Source organism: Clostridium paraputrificum, from assembly GCF_900447045.1.
GTDB classification, from domain to species: domain Bacteria; phylum Bacillota; class Clostridia; order Clostridiales; family Clostridiaceae; genus Clostridium; species Clostridium paraputrificum.
The window spans coordinates 1,333,146-1,352,851 of sequence record NZ_UAWH01000014.1 but is presented as its reverse complement, the minus strand read 5'-3'; the positions used below and the strand labels follow the sequence as shown (position 1 = coordinate 1,352,851).

The following is a 19,706-nucleotide window of genomic DNA, read 5'->3' as shown; positions in this document are numbered from 1 at the left end:
ACAACTTATTTCATTAAAGGATTTCTTTCCTTTTTTAATTTTGCTATTTCTATTTGAGCATCCATTAATTTCTTTTCCAGATCTAAAACTTTATATTTGCTAGTCTTTAACTCTTGTCTAGAATCTTTACCATTTTCCATTATTTTTTGCTTTTCATATGATAGTTTTTCAGCCTTATCTCTAGCTTCAATTAATTCATTATTTTTCACTTCAAGTTCATCTTTTAATTCAATGATTTCCTTATTTAATAATTCAACATTTTCGTTATTTTGTAAATTATCATCTTCTAGAGATTTCATATTCTTATGAATTGAATTTAATTCTTCTACTAAAGACCTATTCAATTCTTTTTCCTTCACTAATTCTTTCTTATTATCTTCATACTTATATTCTAAATCACTTAAGTTATAATTTAATGAGTTTAGTTGTTCCTTTACTTCTTGGTTCTTAGCTTTAGTTAAGTCTAACTCCTCTTCTAATAAAGATTTAGAATTTAAAGCTCTATTAACATCTTCATCTAACTTAGAATTTTGTTTTTTAAGATTGCTAATTTCTTCTTTTAAAACATCTTCCTTCTTTTTATTTCCCTCAACCTTATCATTTAAATTTTTAATTTCCTTGTTCAAGTTTTCTATTTGTGCTTTATAACCCTTTTCACCCTCTACATATTTATCTATATTACTCTTTAAGGTTGCATTCTTATCTTTTATATCAACTATTTCTTTATTAAGTATTTCACTTAAATTATTAACTTGTACAATTTCTTCATTAAGCTTGTTATTAAGGTTTGTTAGAATGTTATTATCTTTCTTTATATCATTATTTTCTATAGCCAAAACATTCTTTTCCTCCATAAGCACTTTTATTTCATCTTGTAGTACCTTAATCTTACCTTCTAGATCTTTTACTGCTTTTTCTTTGTCTGCCTTTAATTTATCATTTTCTTCTCTTAGTTCCTTTATGCCTTCTCTAAGTCCTGAATTTCTTTCTTCTAGAGATTCCTTCTTCTTTTTAAACTCTTCTATCTCAATATCAGCTTTATATAATTCATCTGCAATATTTAAAGCTGCAAGCACACCTGAATCAACAGTACTTAATAATGGATTTTTAGTTTTTATCTCATTCATTTTACTGTTTACATATTCAGCTACTTCCTTTAGATAGTTTTCATCTTCCCTACCCTTTAGACTATATTCAATTCCATTTATTTTAACGGTAACCTTTATCATACTAAACACCTCTCGAAACCTTATATATTTAATTATAGGTGAAATTATTACATAAAACAATTATGTTTTACAAAAAGTACCTTACTTATTTACAAAAAGTAAAGAAAATATTTATTTTGCTTCTTTCATTGCAAAACTTCAAATTACAGAAAACAAATTTTCACTCAAATGTAATATATTTTATGCCTCATGGTTTTTGTAATAAATTTACAAAAATTTTACTTTATGATATTATTTTTCTAGTGAGGTGCTTATATGAAAAATAAAAAAGTAATTCTTTCAATATTATTAACTTTAATTTTATCATTTACAATTATATCTTGTAATAGCTGCAATGAACCAACTACCCCTACCATAGCTGAAAAGGAAGATACAACCATCTCTGTACTTGGTGCAGGAGATGTTCTTATGCATATGGAACAAGTTTATTCAGGATACGATTCAAAAACAAATACTTATAATTATGATAACTTTTTCACTTATGTAAAAAATTACGTATCCACTTCTGACTTAGCCATATGTAACTCTGAAACCACTTATTTAGGTAAAGGACATAATTTTAGTGGCTATCCAAAGTTTAATAGCCCTAAAGAAATATTAAACTCTATAAAAAATGCAGGTTTTGACATGGTCTGTTCTACTCATAATCATATTAATGATATGGGAGATAAGGGTATTGAGAGTACTGCTAAATTAATAAAAGAAGCTGGTTTAGACCTTCTTGGAATAAAGAATACAGTTAAGGATAAGAACTATATAGTAAAAGATATAAAAGGTGTTAAGATTGGAATAACTAATTATACTTATTCAACAATAGATAAAAATGGTTATAGATATATAAATGGACTTCCCTTATCTAAGGAAATGGAGCCTAAAATAAACTTATTTAGTGATTCTAATATAGAGAATGACATAAATAATATGAAGTCTACTTATGATAATATGATTAAAGATGGAGCTGAATTTACCATTTTCTATATACACTGGGGAAATGAATATCAGCTACAACCAAGTGCTCAACAAGAAAAATTGGCAGGTATGCTAAATTCTATTGGGGTAAATGTTATCTTTGGAAGTCATCCTCATGTGGTTCAACCTATAAGAACGCTAAAAAATGATACCAACGGAAATGAAACATTGGTTTGCTATTCTCTAGGAAATTTTATATCTAATCAAAGATTTGAAACAATGGGAAATATAAAATCAGAAGATGGGTTAATGGTTAAACTGTTTATTACTAAAGATTCTAATAACAAATTAAAGTTAACTTCTTATGAGACAGAACCAACTTGGGTATATAAATATGTTAATGCTTCTGGAAAGACAGTCTATAATATATTACCTACAAATAAAATTCTAAAATCAAATGATATAGAAGGCCTTAGTGAAGATGTCTTTAACAGAGTTAAAGATTCAAATAAGTCTACTAACGAAATTATAAATAGTTAAATTAAAGCAGTATATTTGCTCTAAACAAATATACTGCTTTTTAAATATCTATGAGTTGGGTGGATATTATTTATGTCACTTGGAACGTAGCTACGGAACATGCAGAATAAATATCCATCTAACCTTTTAAATTATCTTAATTGAGCTCCTAATTTATGCTCTAATGCTTTTAATATCCTATCATGAACCTTATTTACATCATTATCAGTTAATGATTTCTTAGTATCTCTATAAACTATTGCATAAGCTATGCTCTTCTTTCCTTCTTCAATTTGAGCTCCCTTATATATATCAAATAGAGTTATCTTTTCTACTAAAGGACCTCCTGCTTTTCTTATAGCCTCTTCAATGTCACCAACAAGAACAGAATCGTCTACTAATATAGCTATATCTCTTGTTGCTGCTGGGAACTTAGGAATAGGTGTATACTTCTTAACTGTTTCAGAAGCTTCATATAGTAAATCTAAATCTAATTCAGCAATGTAGGCTGCAACATCTAGTCCATAAGCTTCTTGTACATCTGGATGTATTTCTCCAAACACACCTGCAGACTTACCTCTTAATTGAATTCCAGCAGTTTTACCTGGATGGAAGCTTGGATTTTCACTTTCACGTACAAATCTTGCCTTAGTTATTCCTAATCTATCAAGTACATTTTCTACAACACCCTTAAGGTCTAAGAAATCACAGTTTCCATACATACCAATTGTTAAAACATTCTTTTCTGTTGGTAACTTGTTGTCATCTTCATTCTTAAGATATACTTTTCCTATTTCAAATAATCTCGCATATTCATTGCTTCTAGAATAATTTCTTCCTAAAGAATCCATCATTGATGGTATAGTTGAAGTTCTCATTACAGAGTAATCTTCTCCTAAAGGATTCTTAATTTTAACTACATCTCTTAATGGTGAATCTTCTGGCAATCTAATTTTATCAAATACCTTTGGTGATACAAATGAATAAGATATAGATTGATTTATTCCTGAAGCTATTAAAGCATCAACTACAATACCTCTTAATACTTCATTTTTGTGTTTGTTTTCCCTTGTTGGTGTTTCATCAAATACAGTAGTAGGTATTTTATCATATCCGTAGATTCTTGCTACCTCTTCAGCTATATCTTCTTTTATAGCTATATCAACTCTAAATGTAGGAGATGTAATTTCTAAATCATCACCATTTATTGTTGTAGGCATATCTAAAGAATCTAAGTATTTCTTCATATCCTCTACAGGTATTTCTGTACCTAAGAACTTATTAATCCAACTAGCAGAAACAGTTAAATGACCTTCTTCTTTCTTATTTGGATATAGGTCTATAGTTCCTTCCATTACATCTCCAGCACCTAATTCACATACAAGTGCACATGCTCTATTAATAGCTAATTCAGCTAGGTTTGGATCTATATCCTTTTCAAATCTTGCTGAGCTTTCAGTTCTTATTCCTAGTGCTTTTGAGTTAACTCTTATATTAGTTCCATCGAAATTAGCACATTCAAATACTACTTCTGTAGTACCTTCTTCTATTTCAGAGTTTAATCCTCCCATTATACCTGCAAGACCTATTGTTCTGTCTCCATCCTTAATGCAAAGAACAGTTGAATTTAATTCTCTCTCTTGCTCATCTAAAGTAGTGAACTTTTCTCCATCCTTAGCAGTATCTACAACAATCTTCTTTGATGTTATTTGTCTAGCATCAAAGGCATGCATTGGTTCTCCAATTTCAAGCATAACAAAGTTTGTAATATCTACTATATTGTTTATAGGTCTAATACCTGCTTCAAGAAGTCTTTCTTGCATCCAACCTGGAGAAGGAGCTATCTTTACATTTTTTACTCCTCTTGCCATATATCTGTTGCAAAGGCTACTCTTTATTTCCACTTCTAACTCATCATTTATATTCTTTGAAGATTTTGTTTCAAAGCTCATGTTTGGCATTTTGTAAGTAGTTCCTAAAGCTGCTGCTGTTTCCCTAGCCATACCAACCATGCTTAAACAATCTGGTCTATTAGAAGTTATATCAAAATCTAATATTGCTTTATTAAGCTTAAGATACTCTTTAATATCCATTCCTACAGGAGCATCTTCAGGTAAAATCATTAATCCATGAACTGGTTCATCTCCAGCAATTCCAAGCTCTTCTTCTGAGCAGAACATACCGTTAGATACGACCCCTCTCATCTTACCTTTCTTAATTTCAGTTCCATCTGCTAAAATAGATTTATGAAGAGCTACTGGAACCTTATCCCCTTCCTTCATGTTTGTAGCAGCTGTAACTATTTGAATTTCTTCTGTTCCTATATTTACTTGACAAACATTTAATCTATCAGCATCAGGGTGTTTTTCTATCTTTAAAATATGACATACAACTACATTCTTTATATTGTCACCTTGTATTTCTACTTCTTCAAGTTGAGAACCTGTTAAAGTCAGAATATCACCTAATTCTTTTGCATCTACATTTATATCAACATAATCATTTAGCCAATTATATGGTACTTTCATTCCCTTATCCTCCTCTAGAATTGATTTAAGAATCTCATATCACTTTCATATAATAATCTGATATCATCTAAGCCATAGCTAAGCATTACCATTCTATCTATACCAAAGCCAAAAGCAAATCCGCTATACACTTCTGGGTCTATACCACAGTTTCTTAATACATTTGGATGAACCATTCCACAACCAAGTAATTCTATCCAACCTGATCCCTTACATACATTACATCCTTTTCCTCCACATACATAACATGAAGCATCCATTTCAGCTGATGGTTCTGTAAATGGGAAATGGTGAGGTCTAAACTTAGTTTGAACCTTATCTCCAAACATCTTCTTTGCAAATAGTTCTAAAGTTCCCTTAAGATCTGCAAATGTTACTCCCTTAGCTACAACTAACCCTTCCATTTGATAGAATATTGGTGAGTGTGTAGGGTCTACTGCATCTGATCTATAAACCTTACCTGGAGATATCATCTTTATTGGTGGTTCTTGATTCTCCATAGTTCTTATTTGAACTGGTGAAGTTTGAGTTCTTAAAACTATATTATCATTAATGTAGAATGTATCTTGTTCACTTCTAGCTGGATGGTTTTTAGGAATATTTAAAGCTTCGAAGTTATAGTGGTCTAATTCTACTTCTGGACCATCTTCAATTGAGAATCCCATAGATATAAATATATCCTTAATTCTTTCAAGAGTTAATTCTAGTGGGTGTCTCTTTCCTAATACATTCTTCTTTCCTGGAAGAGTAATATCTATAATTTCATTTTGAAGTTTTTCATTCTTTTCCTTTTCTTTTATAGCGTTAATAGCTGCATCTAGTTTTTCTTCAACAACCTTCTTAACATCATTAACCATCTTACCAACTATAGGTCTTTCTTCTTTTGATAAACCACCCATACTTTTTAAAATAGTTGTAAGTTCACCTTTTTTACCTAAATACTTAACTCTTATATCACTAAGATCTGTACTGTTACTTGCTTCTTCAATTTCTTTTAAAGCAACTTCTTGAATTTGCATTAACTTTTCTTGCATTTTTATTCTCCTTTCTTCTTTACCTCTAGGGCCATTGAATACTTCATAGAAAATTCTCTATAAAATAAAAAAACCGTCCCTAAAAAAGGGACGGAATATCCGCGTTACCACCCTAATTGGTTCTATAAAAATAGATACCCAACTCTAGTTAATTTAACGGTTCCCCGCTAACTACTACTATTATTTCATAGTTAGAACTCCTGAGCGAACTTCAATATAATTCTCTATAAAGAGGCTTTCAGTCTATGTCCTCTTCTCCCTGAAAAAGTTCCTTATATTTACTCTCTCAATCATAGTTTATTTAATATTCTATTACTTTCCTATTATACAAATGTTTTTCTAAAAATTCAACTGATTCTGCCTAACTTTTTCATAAATCACTATCGAGGTAGCTATTGCTACATTTAATGACTCTGCTCCTCCAGGCATTGGTATTTTAACTTTCTTATCAGAAAGGCTATATACTTCTTCACTTACACCATTACCTTCATTGCCTACGGAGATAATAATCTTCCCGCTTAAATCTTCTTTAAAGAAATCCTTATTCCCTTCTAAGGATGTAGCTAAAAGAGAAAACCCCTTATTTATTAAGGATTTAGTAATAGTAAAATCACTATCCTCTAAGATTATTGGAATATAAAACATAGATCCCATTGTAGAACGTATAGTCTTTTCATTATATATATCAACAGTTCCCTTAGTTAGAATTACACCATCCACACCTGCTGCATGAGCAGTTCTAATGATAGTACCTAAATTACCAGGATCTTGAACCTTATCACATAGAATATAAAAACTACCTTCTTTGTTTAAGTCAACTTCATTCATCCTAACAACTGCAACAACCCCTTGAGGTTCTTCAGTTGAGCATAACTCTCTTAACAAGCTATCTTTCAATGTATAAAGTTTCATACTATTTGTTATATATTTCCCTAAATACTCTTCAAACTTGTTTTCTTCTAGCCTATGGCTTATAAAAATATATTCTATAGGCAGATTTGCTTTACAAGCTTCTTCTATTAACCTAAATCCCTCTATTAAATACTTAGAGCTCTTATTTCTTCCTTTTCTCTCTTTAAGCTTTTTGGTTTCTTTAAATAAATTGTTATCTTTACTTTCTATATGAACCAAAGTTTACACCTCAATTATTTAAATTTAACTATTACACCTTCAAGATTTGCTAAATCTTGAGCTGACCCTATAGCAACAATAATATCTTTAGATTCAACAGTATCATCTGCTGAAGGAGTAAGATTAATTTCATCACCTTTCTTAATAGCCATTACATTTATTCCGTACTTACTTCTAAGCTTAAGCTCTCTTAATGTTTTATCTTGCCATTCATCTAAAGCTTCAATTTCCATTATACTGTAATCAGGTGATAATTCTATATAATCAAGTATACTTGATGAAACCAAATTATGAGCAACTCTAACTCCCATATCTTTTTCTGGTAGAATTACCCTATCAGCACCAATTTTATATAATACTTTTGCATGCAAATCACTATTTCCTTTAGCAATTATATATTTTACACCTAATTCTTTTACTAATAGTGTTACCATTACGCTTGATTGGATATTAGCACCTATTGTAACTACTGCAACATCAAAATTTCTAAGACCTAATGTTCTTAATGCATTTTCATCAGTTGCATCCATTTGTACTGCATGAGTAACACTATCTGATATATCTTGAATTAAATCCTCATCTTTATCTATAACCAAAACATCATTTCCTAAAGAATATAATGTTTTAGCTACTGATGCACCAAATCTTCCAAGTCCTATTACAACAAATTGTTTATTAGCCATAAAATCATCCCCTAACCTATTAATATCTTTCCTTCTGGGTATTTATAATCAACTTTTTTCTTTCTATTAGTAAGTGCAAGAGCAACAGTTAGTGGACCAACTCTACCAAAGTACATCATTATCATTATAATAATTCTACCTACTGTACTTAATTTTTGGGTTACACCTGTAGTTAACCCTACTGTAGCAAAGGCCGAAGTTGCTTCATATAGTAAATCTATAAATTCTATTCCTTTTTCAGTTACTGATAATAACATTGTAACTACTATTATTAATCCCACTGCTATTATCAATAATGCAAAAGCCTTATATACTAATTCCTTGGCAAATCTTTTTCCAAAGGCTTCTGTATCTTCTCTACCTTTAATTACACTTATAACTGTAAGTATTATCAAACCAAAAGTTGCTGTTTTAAGACCTCCAGCTGTTGATCCTGGTGATCCTCCAATAAACATTAATATTATTGTCAAAAACTTACCAGCTGTTGTCATTCCATCTGTAGATATACTATTAAACCCTGCTGTTCTTGGACTAACAGATGCAAAGAAGGAATTTAACAACTTATCTTTTAATCCCATGCCACCAATAGTTTCTGGATTGCTATACTCTATAAAAAACATAGCTACAAATCCACCTATTAATAAAACACCTGTAATCAATAAAACTATTTTAGCATGTACAGATAACTTTCTTATTCCTTTATACTTATAGCTATATATTTCAAGCCATACTGTAAAGCCTAACCCTCCAATAATAATAAGTGCACTTATTGTTAAAATTACTGCTATATTACTTGAAAATCCAGTAAGACTTGAAAAATTACCAAATAAATCAAAACCAGCATTACAAAAAGCAGATATTGAATGAAAAATACTATAAAAGAATCCCTTTTTCAATCCAAACTCAGGTATAAACTGTGTTGATAACAGCATTGCTCCAAAGAATTGAACTGCAAAAGTAAACCCAAGTACATATTTAACCATTCTTACAAGACCTTGTATACTAAATGTATTTAAAGCTTCTTGTACCATTAATCTATCTCTAAGGGTTATTTTTTTACCTAATAATATTGCTACAAAAGTAGTAAATGACATGAACCCTAAGCCACCAATTTCTATTAATAGTATTATTACTGTTTGCCCAAATGCATTCCAATGAGTCCCTGTATCTAATGTTACTAAACCAGTAACGCATACAGCAGAAGTAGAAGTAAATAAAGCATCTAATAAGTTAGTACTCTCTCCACTTGCAGAAGATATAGGTAAACTAAGTATCAAGCCTCCAATAATAATTACAGCAATGAAACCAAGGGCTAGCGTCTGTACACCATTTAATTTATATTTATTAATCCTCTTTAATTTTTGCATAAAATCACTCCAAAAGTTCATGCTTTATTATATCTCTTTATATACCATTTTTTGTTTCTATATTTATATAAAAGTAAGAGTATATAATATCTTGCCTAATAGTATTATCAAACTGAACAAGATATAATATACCCTAAGTAACTTTTTTCTTTAGATAGTAAAGCATTTTCCTACTTTATTAATATTAAAAGAAAATGCGACCTTAGGCCGCATTCTTATATTAAGCGTTTAATTGCTTCTTAGCTAATTCAACTAAATCTGCAAATGCTTTTGGATCGTTGATAGCTATTTCAGATAACATCTTTCTGTTTATGTCAACTCCAGCTAACTTGATTCCATTCATGAACTTTGAATAAGAAAGACCATTCATTCTTGTAGCAGCATTTATTCTAGCTATCCATAATCTTCTGAAATCTCTCTTCTTTAATCTTCTTCCAACATAAGCATTTCTTAATGCTCTAATAACTGATTCGTTAGCAGTCTTAAATAACTTGCTCTTTCCACCGTAGTATCCTTTTGCAAGCTTTAAAACTTTTTTATGATTCTTACGAGAATTAACCGCTCTTTTTACTCTTGCCATTCTTTAAACCTCCTGTACCAATTCTTATAGATATGGTAATAATTTCTTCATTGCTTTTTCTTGAGTAGTTGAAACATATCCTGTCTTTCTAAGATTTCTCTTTCTTTTTGAGCTCTTCTTAGTTAAGATATGGCTCTTGAAAGCCTTAGCTCTCTTTAGCTTTCCTGTACCTGTCTTCTTGAATCTTTTTGCTGCACCTCTATGAGTTTTCATTTTTGGCATGATAAATTTCCTCCTCTCAGTTTATGCCTTTTTAGGGCCAATAACCACTGTCATATTTCTTCCTTCTTTTTTAATTGGCTTTTCTATATTACCTACATCAGCCAATTTGTTAGCGAAGTTTTCAAGAATCTTTGCACCTAAGTGACTAAGTTCCATTTCTCTTCCTCTGAATCTAACAGTGATTTTAACTTTGTCTCCGTCTAATAAGAACTTTCTAGCATTTTTAGCTTTAATTTCGATATCGTGCTCTTCTATTGTAAGACTAACTCTTACCTCTTTAATACTAACAACTTTTTGCTTCTTCTTAGCTTCTTTTTCCTTTTTTGATTGCTCATAAATGAACTTTCCTAAGTCCATTATTTTACAAACTGGAGGCTTAGCATTTGGTGATATCATCACTAAATCTAACTCCGCTTCTTCAGCCATCTTAAGGACTTCTTTTGTTTGTAAGATACCTAATTGAGAACCATCAGCACCAATAGCTCTGATTTCCTTGTCTCTAATATCCTCATTCACTATATAATTTTTATTAATAGTTTTCACCTCCGAAAAAATTAAAGCAAACTTTATAATATAAAAAAAACGGCGTTGAACGCCGTTTTCTATTATCGTAATTACTTCACATAAATAATCTAGATAAATAACCAAGCTAACTCAATTGTTGCATGGTGAGAAACGGCTGTTTCTTCTTAACAAATGTTATTTTATCATTGCTTATATACATTGTCAACATCTTTTTACATTTTTATATTAGTTTTTGAACATAATTTACATCCATCACAAAATACTACTCTTTCACCAAAGACATTTATTATAGTTTCTATAAACTCTTTATTTTTACATTCCTCTCTTTTGTGTATTACTATCTTTTGAGGAGCATTAGTTATCAAGCCACTTATAACTATATCTTCAACATTGGCATCAATTCCTATTTTACAGTCTGATAATTCATTTAAAAATGTAGGAAATATATCTTCTCCATATCCATCTGTCACTATATATCCTCCTGATGGTAAGGCTGTCAAGTTAATTTCCTCAACTCTACACTCTTGAATTTCAACAAAGTATTTTAACAGTCGTATAAATTCTTTATATTCTTTTTCAACCATATATCTTTCAACTACTTTATCTACAACATCTTCAATATCTTTTCTTAACTCTCGCATCCTAAAAGTAATGAATCCATTAATATTAATCTCATTATTTTCTTCAATACATTCTTTTATTTTATCTATAATTGCGTTTGTTTTATTAGAATAGAATATAAAATTAGAGTCATGAACGCCTTCCTCACAATATAGAACCTTCATTATTTCTTCTTCTACTTCTAACATTTCATCTCGCTTCAAGAAAAAGTATGTGTCTGTCAAATACTCAAAAAGTTCTTTTTCTTTATACTTTGTAATAACAATTTTATAAAGGATATTACTAATATATAAATTAATTATATTACCTGTTCTATCACTATAATTCGAATCATCACACATAACTTTTATTACATGTGTCTTCCCTTCTAAACTTTCAACCACACCTATTATTATGTGCTTCTTTTTCAATAGTTCCTTTAGCTCTTGAAGTTCTTCAACAAAATCTAGTTCACCCGAATAAGCTAACTGTAGTACAAGCATGGGTTTCACTCCCTTCCATAGTAATAGTATGTATTAAAATCTCTTCAATATACGGAATTTATTTTTACCCCTTTGTACATATTGATTTTTGTTTACACGATATAGTAATGTATTCTTATATAAATAATTAGGAGTTTTTATCATGTATTGTTTTTTAGACTACAAAATTAGTAATGAAGAATTAAATAATATAATAAATTTAAATATAGAACCTATTTTAATACCAAAATGTCCAAAGGTTTATGAAGCTATAAATGGCCATGTTGATATCCAACTTAACATCCTTGATAAAAGAAATAAGAAAGTTATTGTACAAAAGGATATTTCTAAGGATTTTTTAAACTTATTATCCTCTAAAGGAATTAATTATATACTCTCTGAGAATTCATTAGGAACTAATTACCCAGAAAATATAATTATAAACGCACTAATTACTGACAATCTTTTTGTACACAACTTAAATTATACAGATCCAAACCTCCTTAAATTTCAGGATAGCAAAAAGACAATTAATGTTAAACAAGGATATACCAAATGTTCCGTATTACCAACAGGAAAAAATGCATACATTACAAGTGATAAAGGAATTTATAAAAAACTAATTCAAGAAGACTTAGACGTACTTCTTATTCCCCCTGGGGACATACTATTACCCTCTTTGAATTATGGATTCATAGGAGGAGTTGGCGGAATGATATCTGAAAATAGATTAGCCTTATTTGGCGAATTAAATTGTTATGCTTATGGTAAAGAAGTTTATAAATTTCTTTATAAGCATGATATAGAGCCAATAGCATTAAAAAAAGGAAAGCTCATAGACCGCGGAAGTCTCTTATACATCTAGCTTTCCATATATATTACGTAGGAGTTATAAAAATGTTTCTATGAAAATTATTTACCTTTAAATAATTAAAAATAGGATTAAGTTTTAAAGCTTAATCCTATTTATATAAGAAAATATAAAATTTTAATTTGCTATAAATCAAAGGTATTGTTACATTTTCATATTAAAAAACTATAAAATCAAGAATAATAATTTTATAGTTTCCTTACCTTAAATACTAAGGGAATAGATATTTATTTTTCTGTGACTTGGAGTTTGCAACGGAACAAGCAAAAATAAATATCCATTCCACATTTTTTATTGTTTCAAAAACTTATTTCTAAATGACTCTACTTCCTTTTCTACCTTCTCTATCTCTTCTTTATCCATTCCTCCTCTACCTAACCTATCACTTAAAAATACATATGATAAATCATGTAGATTAGCTTCTTTTTTCATTCCCTTTATATCTCCATAAGGCAATTTATTCATTATAAATAACAAATGCATGTGATATCTCACCAATATAGAAACCTTACTTTTAAATTCTTCATCCAATTTAAAATAACTTAAAAAATCATAGGAATCTTTTCTTCCAACCTTATCATGATCATATGAAGTCCATCTTCCTTTTCTTAGCTTAGTTGTACTTCTCTTCCCTAAGTCATGCAATAATAACGCCCACATAAAGACCTTTTTATCTTCTACATACTCTCTATAAGAACTCCCTTTATCAACAACCATCATAGTATGAATCCATACATCTCCTTCTGGATGATGTTTAGGTGATTGTTCTATTTTTTCTAGACTTATTAACCACTTAAAAGGTTCAACAGATAGTTCTCCTGAAGTTTTTAATTCATTTAAATATATGGAAGGCTTCTCATCTTCTAATAAATGTTTTTCAATTTCATTAAATTTCTCTTGTAATTTCACAAGTATCACCTCCTATTACAACTAGTATTTCCTTTTGTCCACTTTATTATAAATCAATCTTTATAAAAGTAGTATCAAATCTAAGGTTAATGTATACATTATTAATATAAGCTTTGGCGCTGTAGCCAAGTGGTAAGGCAGAGGTCTGCAAAACCTTTATTCCCCAGTTCAAATCTGGGCGGCGCCTCCATAAAAAAAAGACTGCTACAAAATATTGTTATTCTGTAGCAGTTTTTTTAACCATGGCATTTTTACTATAGCTTCTTAAGTTCTTAAGTTTTTAAAAACTTAAGAACTTATATTTTTTTGAATATAGAATATAGTCCTGGCAATAGAAAATAAGGTTCCTTATTTATTCGTAGCTTTTTCTAATAAATCTTTTATATCTTCATTAGTAAACTTATATTTTCTATTACAGAAGTGACAAACAACTTCTTCTTCTTTACCATCTTCATATATTTCTCTTAAATCTTTTTCACCTATACTAATTAGGGCCTTTTCTATTCTTTCTCTTGAACAATCACAAACATACTTAGGTTCAACTTCATCTAATATCTTTAAATCCATTCCATCAAAAATGAACTCTAATATTTCTTCAATTGTTTTACCTTCACTTATCATTGTTGTTATTGAAGGTACCTCTTCTAATCTATACATTAATAAATCTGCTAATAATGGATCTGCACCTGGCATCATTTGAATTACAAATCCACCTGCAGCTTTTATTGAATAGTCCTTATCTACAAGCACCCCTAAAGATACTGCTGAAGGAGTTTGCTCAGAAACAGTAAAATAATATGTTAAATCTTCAGCGATTTCTCCAGTTTGTATTGGAACTTGACCTACATATGGTTCTTTTAACCCTAAGTCCTTTATTACATATAATAAGCCATCCTTACCTATTGCTCCACCTACATCTAATTTACCCTTAGCATTTAGCGGCAATTTTATATATGGATTACCTATAAATCCTTTAACTGATGCATTTTGATATCCTGTAACTGTTACTCCCTTAGCTATTCCTCCGCCATTTATCTTTATAGTTACAACTTCATCATCTGATTTTAATGTTCTTCCCATTAAAGCTGCTGCCGTTAACATTCTACCTAATGCTGCAGATGCTAAAGGTGTACATTCATGAACGCTAGTTCCATCATTAACCATATTAGTTGTGATACCACCAAGTATTCTAACCATACCATCCTTAGCAGTTGCTCTTATAATTTTATCTTTCATACTATACCTCCATATTCTTTCCTACAACATATAAAATTCTTTCACTTTCTTGTTGTACTTCATCTATATTGTATCCATCAAATTTACCTAACAAAGTAAATCCTACTTGATTTAAAACTTCTTCAATTTCACTTTCTTCATAAGCTCTCTCAAAATGCTCTTCTTCAAATCTTTCATAAAGTTCATTTTTCTCTTTAACAAAAAAAGTTAAAAACATATTTACAACATTATCTTCAATTGTATTTTCCCATGTATAAAAAACATCCTCAGAACTGTATGTGTAAATATTGTTTCCTAAAATATTGGTTAATTTATAAAAAGAATTGATATCAAAAATAAATAATCCTCCATCTTTAAGATGTTCATATACTCCTGTGAAGTATTTTTCTAAATCGCCATCTTCTATAAGATAATTAGTTGAATCTAATACACATGTTATCACATCAAATTTATGATTTAAGGAAAGCTCTCTCATATCTTGACATATAATTTTAGCTTTAATCCTCTCAGCTTTAAATTTATCAAAAGCCTCTCTTAACATATCTTCAGATAAATCAACTGCATATGTAGACTTAAAATATTTAGCCATTCTTACGCCAATATTACCTGTTCCACAGGCTAAATCTAAATAATCAACTGGATTACTTTGATATTTATCAATTATTTCTTTCAATCTTACTACCATTGAATCATAGTTAATATCTTCATTTATTAACTCATCATAAATCTTTGCAAATTCGCCATAGGCCATAACTTTTCCCCCAGTAGTTTTATAATTACTACAAATATATTAAAGCTATTCCTTCATTAAGTCAATTTATTTTCTACCAAGAATTTCATTATTGGTAGGTATATGAAGATCTTTTTTTCTTTTTGTCATAATTCCTCCAATTCTACCAGTTTCTTCTGCTGTTAGTCCACCCCAACCAAAGGCATCCACCTTATCCTTTAATCCAAGTTCCTCTGCTATTTCGTATTTTATTTTTTCTCTTAACTCCTCTTCAGGTGTTAATTCTTTATTTCCTTTTAATTTTGCTTTTATCACTTTTTTTAATGGTGTCTTACTCAAAACTTTCACTCCCTCTTAAATTTCAACCTTATTATTCCCCCATAGCTTATATTTATTCCCTCTTGTAAATATAAGAAATTGGTATTATTTTTACCAATACTATTGATATTTCCCAATACTTTAACTATATTAATTGTATATAAGAAATTATATTAATAATATTTAGGAGGGATACTTTTGTATAACGTTGCAATTGTTGGGGCTACTGGAAATGTAGGTAGAAAATTTTTAGAAATATTGGAGCAAAGAGATTTTCCAGTAAAGAATTTGTATCTTTTCGCATCTAAAAGATCCGCAGGTACAACATTACAATTTAAAGGAAAGGACTTCATTGTTGAGGAGACTTGCGATGAAAATATAGTAAATAAGAAAATTGATTTTGCTTTATTTTCAGCAGGGGGAGGTGTAAGTTTAGAGTTTGCACCTAAGTTTGCTAAAATCGGTGCTGTTGCTATTGATAATAGTAGTGCTTGGAGAATGGACCCAAAGGTACCACTAGTAGTACCTGAAGTTAATCCTGAAGATATAAAGTGGAATAATGGAATAATAGCGAATCCAAATTGTTCTACTATTCAAGCTATGCCTGTACTAAACGCTATTCATAAGAAGTATGGAATCAAGAGAATTGTATATTCAACTTACCAAGCGGTATCAGGGGCTGGAATTCAAGGAATAAAAGACTTAGAGGATGGTTATAAAGGAATTGAACCTAAGAAATTCCCTTATCCAATAACAGGTAATGTATTACCACACATTGATGTATTCGAAGAAAATGGATACACTAAGGAAGAAATGAAGATGATTAATGAAACAAGAAAAATTCTTCATGATGACACATTAAAAATAACTGCTACAACTGCTAGAGTTGCTGTTTTAAATTCTCATAGTGAAAGCATCAACTTAGAACTTCAAAATGAATTTGAATTAGATGATATAGTTAACTTATTAAGCAACACTGAAGGCGTAGTTGTATATGATAATACTAAAGAATTGAAGTACCCTACACCTTTATTTGTAACAGGAAAAGATGATATCTATGTAGGAAGAATTAGAAGAGACTTTAGTGTGGACAACGGTTTAAATTTATGGGTGGTTGCTGATAACATTAGAAAGGGTGCTGCATTAAATGCAATTCAAATTGCAGAGCTTATGATCGATAAAAAGTAAGATTGGAGGATTTCTAATGTCAATTTTTGAAGGTTCTGGTGTTGCTATAGTTACTCCTTTTAATGATAATGGAGTAAATTATAAAAAGCTTAAAGAATTATTAGAGTGGCACATCAAAGAAGGTACTGATGCCATTATTATTTGTGGAACAACCGGTGAAGCTACAACTATGAGTGAGGAAGAAAAAAAACTTACAATAAAATTTACCGTTGATGTTGTAAATAAAAGAATCCCAGTTATAGCAGGTACAGGTTCAAATAACACTCTATCATCTATAGAAATGAGTAAATATGCTGAAAGTGCTGGTGTAGACGGACTTTTAGTAATTACACCTTATTATAATAAGACAAATTCAAGAGGTTTAATAAAACATTTTGAGGCAATAAATAATTCTGTAAATACACCAATTATTTTATATAATGTTCCTAGTAGAACTGGAGTTAACATTACTCCTGAAAACTTAAAGGAACTATCTACCCTTTCAAATGTAGTTGCTATTAAAGAAGCTAGTGGGAATATTGGTCAAGTAGTACAAATGAAAGCTTTATGTGGTGATAAAATAGATATTTATTCAGGAAATGATGACCAAGCTATACCTATATTATCTTTAGGTGGCAAGGGAGTTATATCAGTGCTAGCCAATATTATTCCTAATGCTGTGCACACCATGATAAAGTCTTATTTAAATGGAGATGTAAAAAAAGCTTTAGACCTTCAATTAGAAAATCTAAAACTATCTAGCACCTTATTTATAGAAACAAATCCTATTCCTATTAAAACTGCCTTAAATTTAATAGGTAAGGATGTTGGTCCTTTAAGACTACCACTTTATGAAATGAGTGATAGTAACTTAATGAAATTAAAGGACACATTAAAAGAATATAATTTACTTTAGGGAGTGACCATATGACAAAAGTAATTTTAAATGGATGCTCAGGAAAAATGGGAAAAATGGTTATTGAATCTGCTAAAAATTTCGATGATATTGAAATTGTAGCTGGAATAGATAAATTTCCTTCTGAAACTAGCTTTCCTATTTTCAAGAATGTTCATGATGTAAATATAGATTATGATGTACTTTTAGATTTTTCAAGAGCTGATGCTTTATCAAATCTTCTTGAGTTAACAGAAAAAACTAAAAAACCTTTAGTTTTATGCTCAACTGGATATTCTAAAGAAGATTTAGATTTAATAAATGAAAAGAGTAAAACTCTTCCATTATTTAAATCAGCTAATATGTCTCTTGGAATTAATCTAATAAATTCTCTATTAAAGAAGGTAGTTCCATTATTATATGAAAACTATGATATTGAAATTATAGAAAAACATCATAACCAAAAAGTAGATGCTCCTAGTGGAACAGCTATTCTACTAGCAGATACAATAAAAGATTCTATTCCATATGAAACAGAATATATTTATGGAAGAGAAGGAAATTCAAAGAGAAAAGATAATGAAATAGGTATACATGCTGTTAGAGGTGGCTCCATTGTTGGGGATCATGATGTAATTTTTGTTGGAACTGGCGAAGTTATAGAATTAACTCACAAAGCAATCTCTAGAGAAGTTTTTGCTGTTGGCGCTTTAAAGGCTTGCCAATATATGAGCAAAGTAACTGAGGCAGGCTTATATAATATGGAAAATGTTATAGAAAATAAATAACAGTAAATTAAGCTATTATAGGTAGAAAATTTCTATCTATAATAGCTTCTTTTATATTTTTAATAATTATTAAATTTCACGGTATAAGAGTAATATTAGTTATACATACTAAATTAGTAGATAAAAGTAACAAGGAGTGATTAACTTGACAAAAGATAGCCAACCTGATAATAAACACGCTAGAATGGAGAAATGTAACTACCAAACTCCAATAACTAGTGAAGAAGGAAAGAATAATAATAGAACTCGAAAGAAACATTCCGTAAAAAGAGAAGGCTTCCAAAGCGATCATATAAATTAGCAAGTATATTTTCTTTGTTTTTTACAAAAGATATCCTTGTGATATTGAATATATCTCCTTACGCATTTTTGACATAGAAAAACATGTGACTATTACTAGCCACATGTTTTTTTAATACTCTATTCCCTCTCTAGCAGGTACACCTTTTTCATAATAATGTTTTACCATTTTCATCTCTGTAATTAAATCTGCCCTATCTGCCAGTTCCTTAGGCACATCTCTTCCTGTCATAATAATTTCTATATCATGGTTATTTCTATTAATTATTTCTACAATATCTTCTACTGATAAAAAACCATTCTTTAATACTCCCATAATTTCATCCATTATTAAAAGATCACATTCTTTATTTTCCACAACTTCTAAAATAAAATTATATGCTTTAATAACTTCTTTTTTTAGTTCTTCAATTTCTTCTGCATTTAAATTCCAAACAAAATCCCTTTTCTCTTCAAATCTAAAAACTTTAAAGTTATCTATTTTCCTTAAAGACTCTAACTCTCCTGTAGGGGTACCCTTAAGAAATTGCACCATATATACCTTAAATCCTCTACCAGCTGCTCTAACTCCTTGGCCTATAGAAGCAGTTGTTTTCCCTTTTCCATTACCTGTATATATTTGTATCATACATCCACCTCATTTCTAATTCATATATATTATAACCAAAAAATTTTATAATTTC

21 protein-coding genes, 1 tRNA gene and 2 other annotated features are annotated in these 19,706 nt (G+C 29.8%); of the genes, 7 read left to right on the top strand and 15 right to left on the bottom strand.

Going from position 1 to position 19,706, the window contains the following annotated elements; genetic code table 11:
* Positions 1-5 precede the first annotated feature (5 nt).
* Entirely contained in the window at positions 6-1,229 is a 1,224-nt protein-coding gene (locus DR024_RS11385; RefSeq protein WP_027097625.1) for a cell division protein ZapA, read from the bottom strand.
* A 255-nt stretch (positions 1,230-1,484) separates the two neighbouring features.
* Here DR024_RS11385 and DR024_RS11380 point away from each other — a divergent pair, with 255 nt between their 5' ends.
* Complete coding sequence (locus tag DR024_RS11380; protein ID WP_051195911.1) at positions 1,485-2,678, top strand: CapA family protein; 1,194 nt, start codon at positions 1,485-1,487, stop codon at positions 2,676-2,678.
* A gap of 131 nt (positions 2,679-2,809) precedes the next feature.
* Here DR024_RS11380 and pheT read toward each other — a convergent pair whose 3' ends face one another.
* From pheT to ytxC, 9 genes are all read right to left on the bottom strand, one after another.
* Entirely contained in the window at positions 2,810-5,185 is a 2,376-nt protein-coding gene (gene pheT, locus DR024_RS11375) for a phenylalanine--tRNA ligase subunit beta (protein ID WP_111918816.1), read from the bottom strand.
* Positions 5,186-5,199: 14 nt separating this feature from the next.
* Positions 5,200-6,219, bottom strand: a complete 1,020-nt coding sequence (gene pheS / locus DR024_RS11370) for a phenylalanine--tRNA ligase subunit alpha (protein WP_111918814.1) — start codon at positions 6,217-6,219, stop codon at positions 5,200-5,202.
* 83 nt (positions 6,220-6,302) lie between these two features.
* Positions 6,303-6,522 (bottom strand) — a binding site (T-box leader).
* Positions 6,523-6,558: 36 nt separating this feature from the next.
* The gene (locus DR024_RS11365) at positions 6,559-7,350 is read right to left on the bottom strand and encodes a TrmH family RNA methyltransferase (RefSeq protein WP_111918812.1); all 792 of its coding nucleotides are present in this window, start codon (positions 7,348-7,350) and stop codon (positions 6,559-6,561) included.
* 14 nt (positions 7,351-7,364) lie between these two features.
* Positions 7,365-8,033, bottom strand: a complete 669-nt coding sequence (locus DR024_RS11360; RefSeq protein WP_027097621.1) for a potassium channel family protein — start codon at positions 8,031-8,033, stop codon at positions 7,365-7,367.
* Between the two features lie 11 nt (positions 8,034-8,044).
* On the bottom strand, positions 8,045-9,400 hold the full coding sequence (locus DR024_RS11355; RefSeq protein ID WP_027097620.1) for a TrkH family potassium uptake protein: 1,356 nt from the start codon (positions 9,398-9,400) through the stop codon (positions 8,045-8,047).
* 220 nt (positions 9,401-9,620) lie between these two features.
* Positions 9,621-9,980 carry a 50S ribosomal protein L20 gene (rplT, locus tag DR024_RS11350; protein ID WP_027097619.1) on the bottom strand — a complete coding sequence of 120 codons (360 nt, stop codon included), beginning with the start codon at positions 9,978-9,980 and terminating at the stop codon, positions 9,621-9,623.
* Between the two features lie 24 nt (positions 9,981-10,004).
* Positions 10,005-10,202: a 50S ribosomal protein L35 gene (gene rpmI, locus DR024_RS11345; RefSeq protein ID WP_027097618.1), complete on the bottom strand. Its 198-nt coding sequence runs from the start codon at positions 10,200-10,202 to the stop codon at positions 10,005-10,007.
* A gap of 21 nt (positions 10,203-10,223) precedes the next feature.
* Entirely contained in the window at positions 10,224-10,745 is a 522-nt protein-coding gene (gene infC / locus DR024_RS11340) for a translation initiation factor IF-3 (RefSeq protein ID WP_027097617.1), read from the bottom strand.
* Between the two features lie 25 nt (positions 10,746-10,770).
* Positions 10,771-10,899: a sequence feature (ribosomal protein L20 leader region), on the bottom strand.
* Between the two features lie 40 nt (positions 10,900-10,939).
* A complete protein-coding gene (gene ytxC / locus DR024_RS11335) occupies positions 10,940-11,830 on the bottom strand; it encodes a putative sporulation protein YtxC (protein ID WP_027097616.1) in 891 nt (296 codons plus the stop codon).
* A 142-nt stretch (positions 11,831-11,972) separates the two neighbouring features.
* On the opposite strand from ytxC, the gene DR024_RS11330 reads away from it, so the two are divergent.
* Entirely contained in the window at positions 11,973-12,674 is a 702-nt protein-coding gene (locus DR024_RS11330) for a DUF6873 family GME fold protein (protein WP_027097615.1), read from the top strand.
* 297 nt (positions 12,675-12,971) lie between these two features.
* Here the strand turns inward: DR024_RS11330 and DR024_RS11325 are convergent, their stop codons facing one another.
* Positions 12,972-13,589, bottom strand: a complete 618-nt coding sequence (locus tag DR024_RS11325) for an HD domain-containing protein (RefSeq protein ID WP_034865917.1) — start codon at positions 13,587-13,589, stop codon at positions 12,972-12,974.
* A gap of 115 nt (positions 13,590-13,704) precedes the next feature.
* On the opposite strand from DR024_RS11325, the gene DR024_RS11320 reads away from it, so the two are divergent.
* Positions 13,705-13,779: transfer RNA gene (locus DR024_RS11320), tRNA-Cys, on the top strand.
* A 158-nt stretch (positions 13,780-13,937) separates the two neighbouring features.
* On the opposite strand, the gene hslO is transcribed toward DR024_RS11320, so the two are convergent.
* The 3 genes from hslO to DR024_RS11305 all read right to left on the bottom strand — a co-directional run bounded on the left by hslO (position 13,938) and on the right by DR024_RS11305 (position 15,894).
* On the bottom strand, positions 13,938-14,825 hold the full coding sequence (hslO, locus tag DR024_RS11315) for an Hsp33 family molecular chaperone HslO (protein WP_111918810.1): 888 nt from the start codon (positions 14,823-14,825) through the stop codon (positions 13,938-13,940).
* Between the two features lies 1 nt (position 14,826).
* A complete protein-coding gene (locus DR024_RS11310) occupies positions 14,827-15,576 on the bottom strand; it encodes a class I SAM-dependent DNA methyltransferase (protein ID WP_027097612.1) in 750 nt (249 codons plus the stop codon).
* A 66-nt stretch (positions 15,577-15,642) separates the two neighbouring features.
* Positions 15,643-15,894: an alpha/beta-type small acid-soluble spore protein gene (locus tag DR024_RS11305; RefSeq protein WP_027097611.1), complete on the bottom strand. Its 252-nt coding sequence runs from the start codon at positions 15,892-15,894 to the stop codon at positions 15,643-15,645.
* Positions 15,895-16,071: 177 nt separating this feature from the next.
* On the opposite strand from DR024_RS11305, the gene DR024_RS11300 reads away from it, so the two are divergent.
* From DR024_RS11300 to DR024_RS17750, 4 genes are all read left to right on the top strand, one after another.
* Positions 16,072-17,061: an aspartate-semialdehyde dehydrogenase gene (locus DR024_RS11300; protein WP_111918808.1), complete on the top strand. Its 990-nt coding sequence runs from the start codon at positions 16,072-16,074 to the stop codon at positions 17,059-17,061.
* A gap of 16 nt (positions 17,062-17,077) precedes the next feature.
* A complete protein-coding gene (gene dapA, locus DR024_RS11295; RefSeq protein ID WP_111918806.1) occupies positions 17,078-17,956 on the top strand; it encodes a 4-hydroxy-tetrahydrodipicolinate synthase in 879 nt (292 codons plus the stop codon).
* A gap of 11 nt (positions 17,957-17,967) precedes the next feature.
* The gene (gene dapB / locus DR024_RS11290; protein ID WP_027097608.1) at positions 17,968-18,723 is read left to right on the top strand and encodes a 4-hydroxy-tetrahydrodipicolinate reductase; all 756 of its coding nucleotides are present in this window, start codon (positions 17,968-17,970) and stop codon (positions 18,721-18,723) included.
* 145 nt (positions 18,724-18,868) lie between these two features.
* Positions 18,869-19,024 carry a hypothetical protein gene (locus DR024_RS17750; protein ID WP_165438808.1) on the top strand — a complete coding sequence of 52 codons (156 nt, stop codon included), beginning with the start codon at positions 18,869-18,871 and terminating at the stop codon, positions 19,022-19,024.
* 111 nt (positions 19,025-19,135) lie between these two features.
* Here the strand turns inward: DR024_RS17750 and DR024_RS11285 are convergent, their stop codons facing one another.
* Entirely contained in the window at positions 19,136-19,651 is a 516-nt protein-coding gene (locus DR024_RS11285; RefSeq protein ID WP_034865915.1) for a cob(I)yrinic acid a,c-diamide adenosyltransferase, read from the bottom strand.
* Positions 19,652-19,706 lie beyond the last annotated feature (55 nt).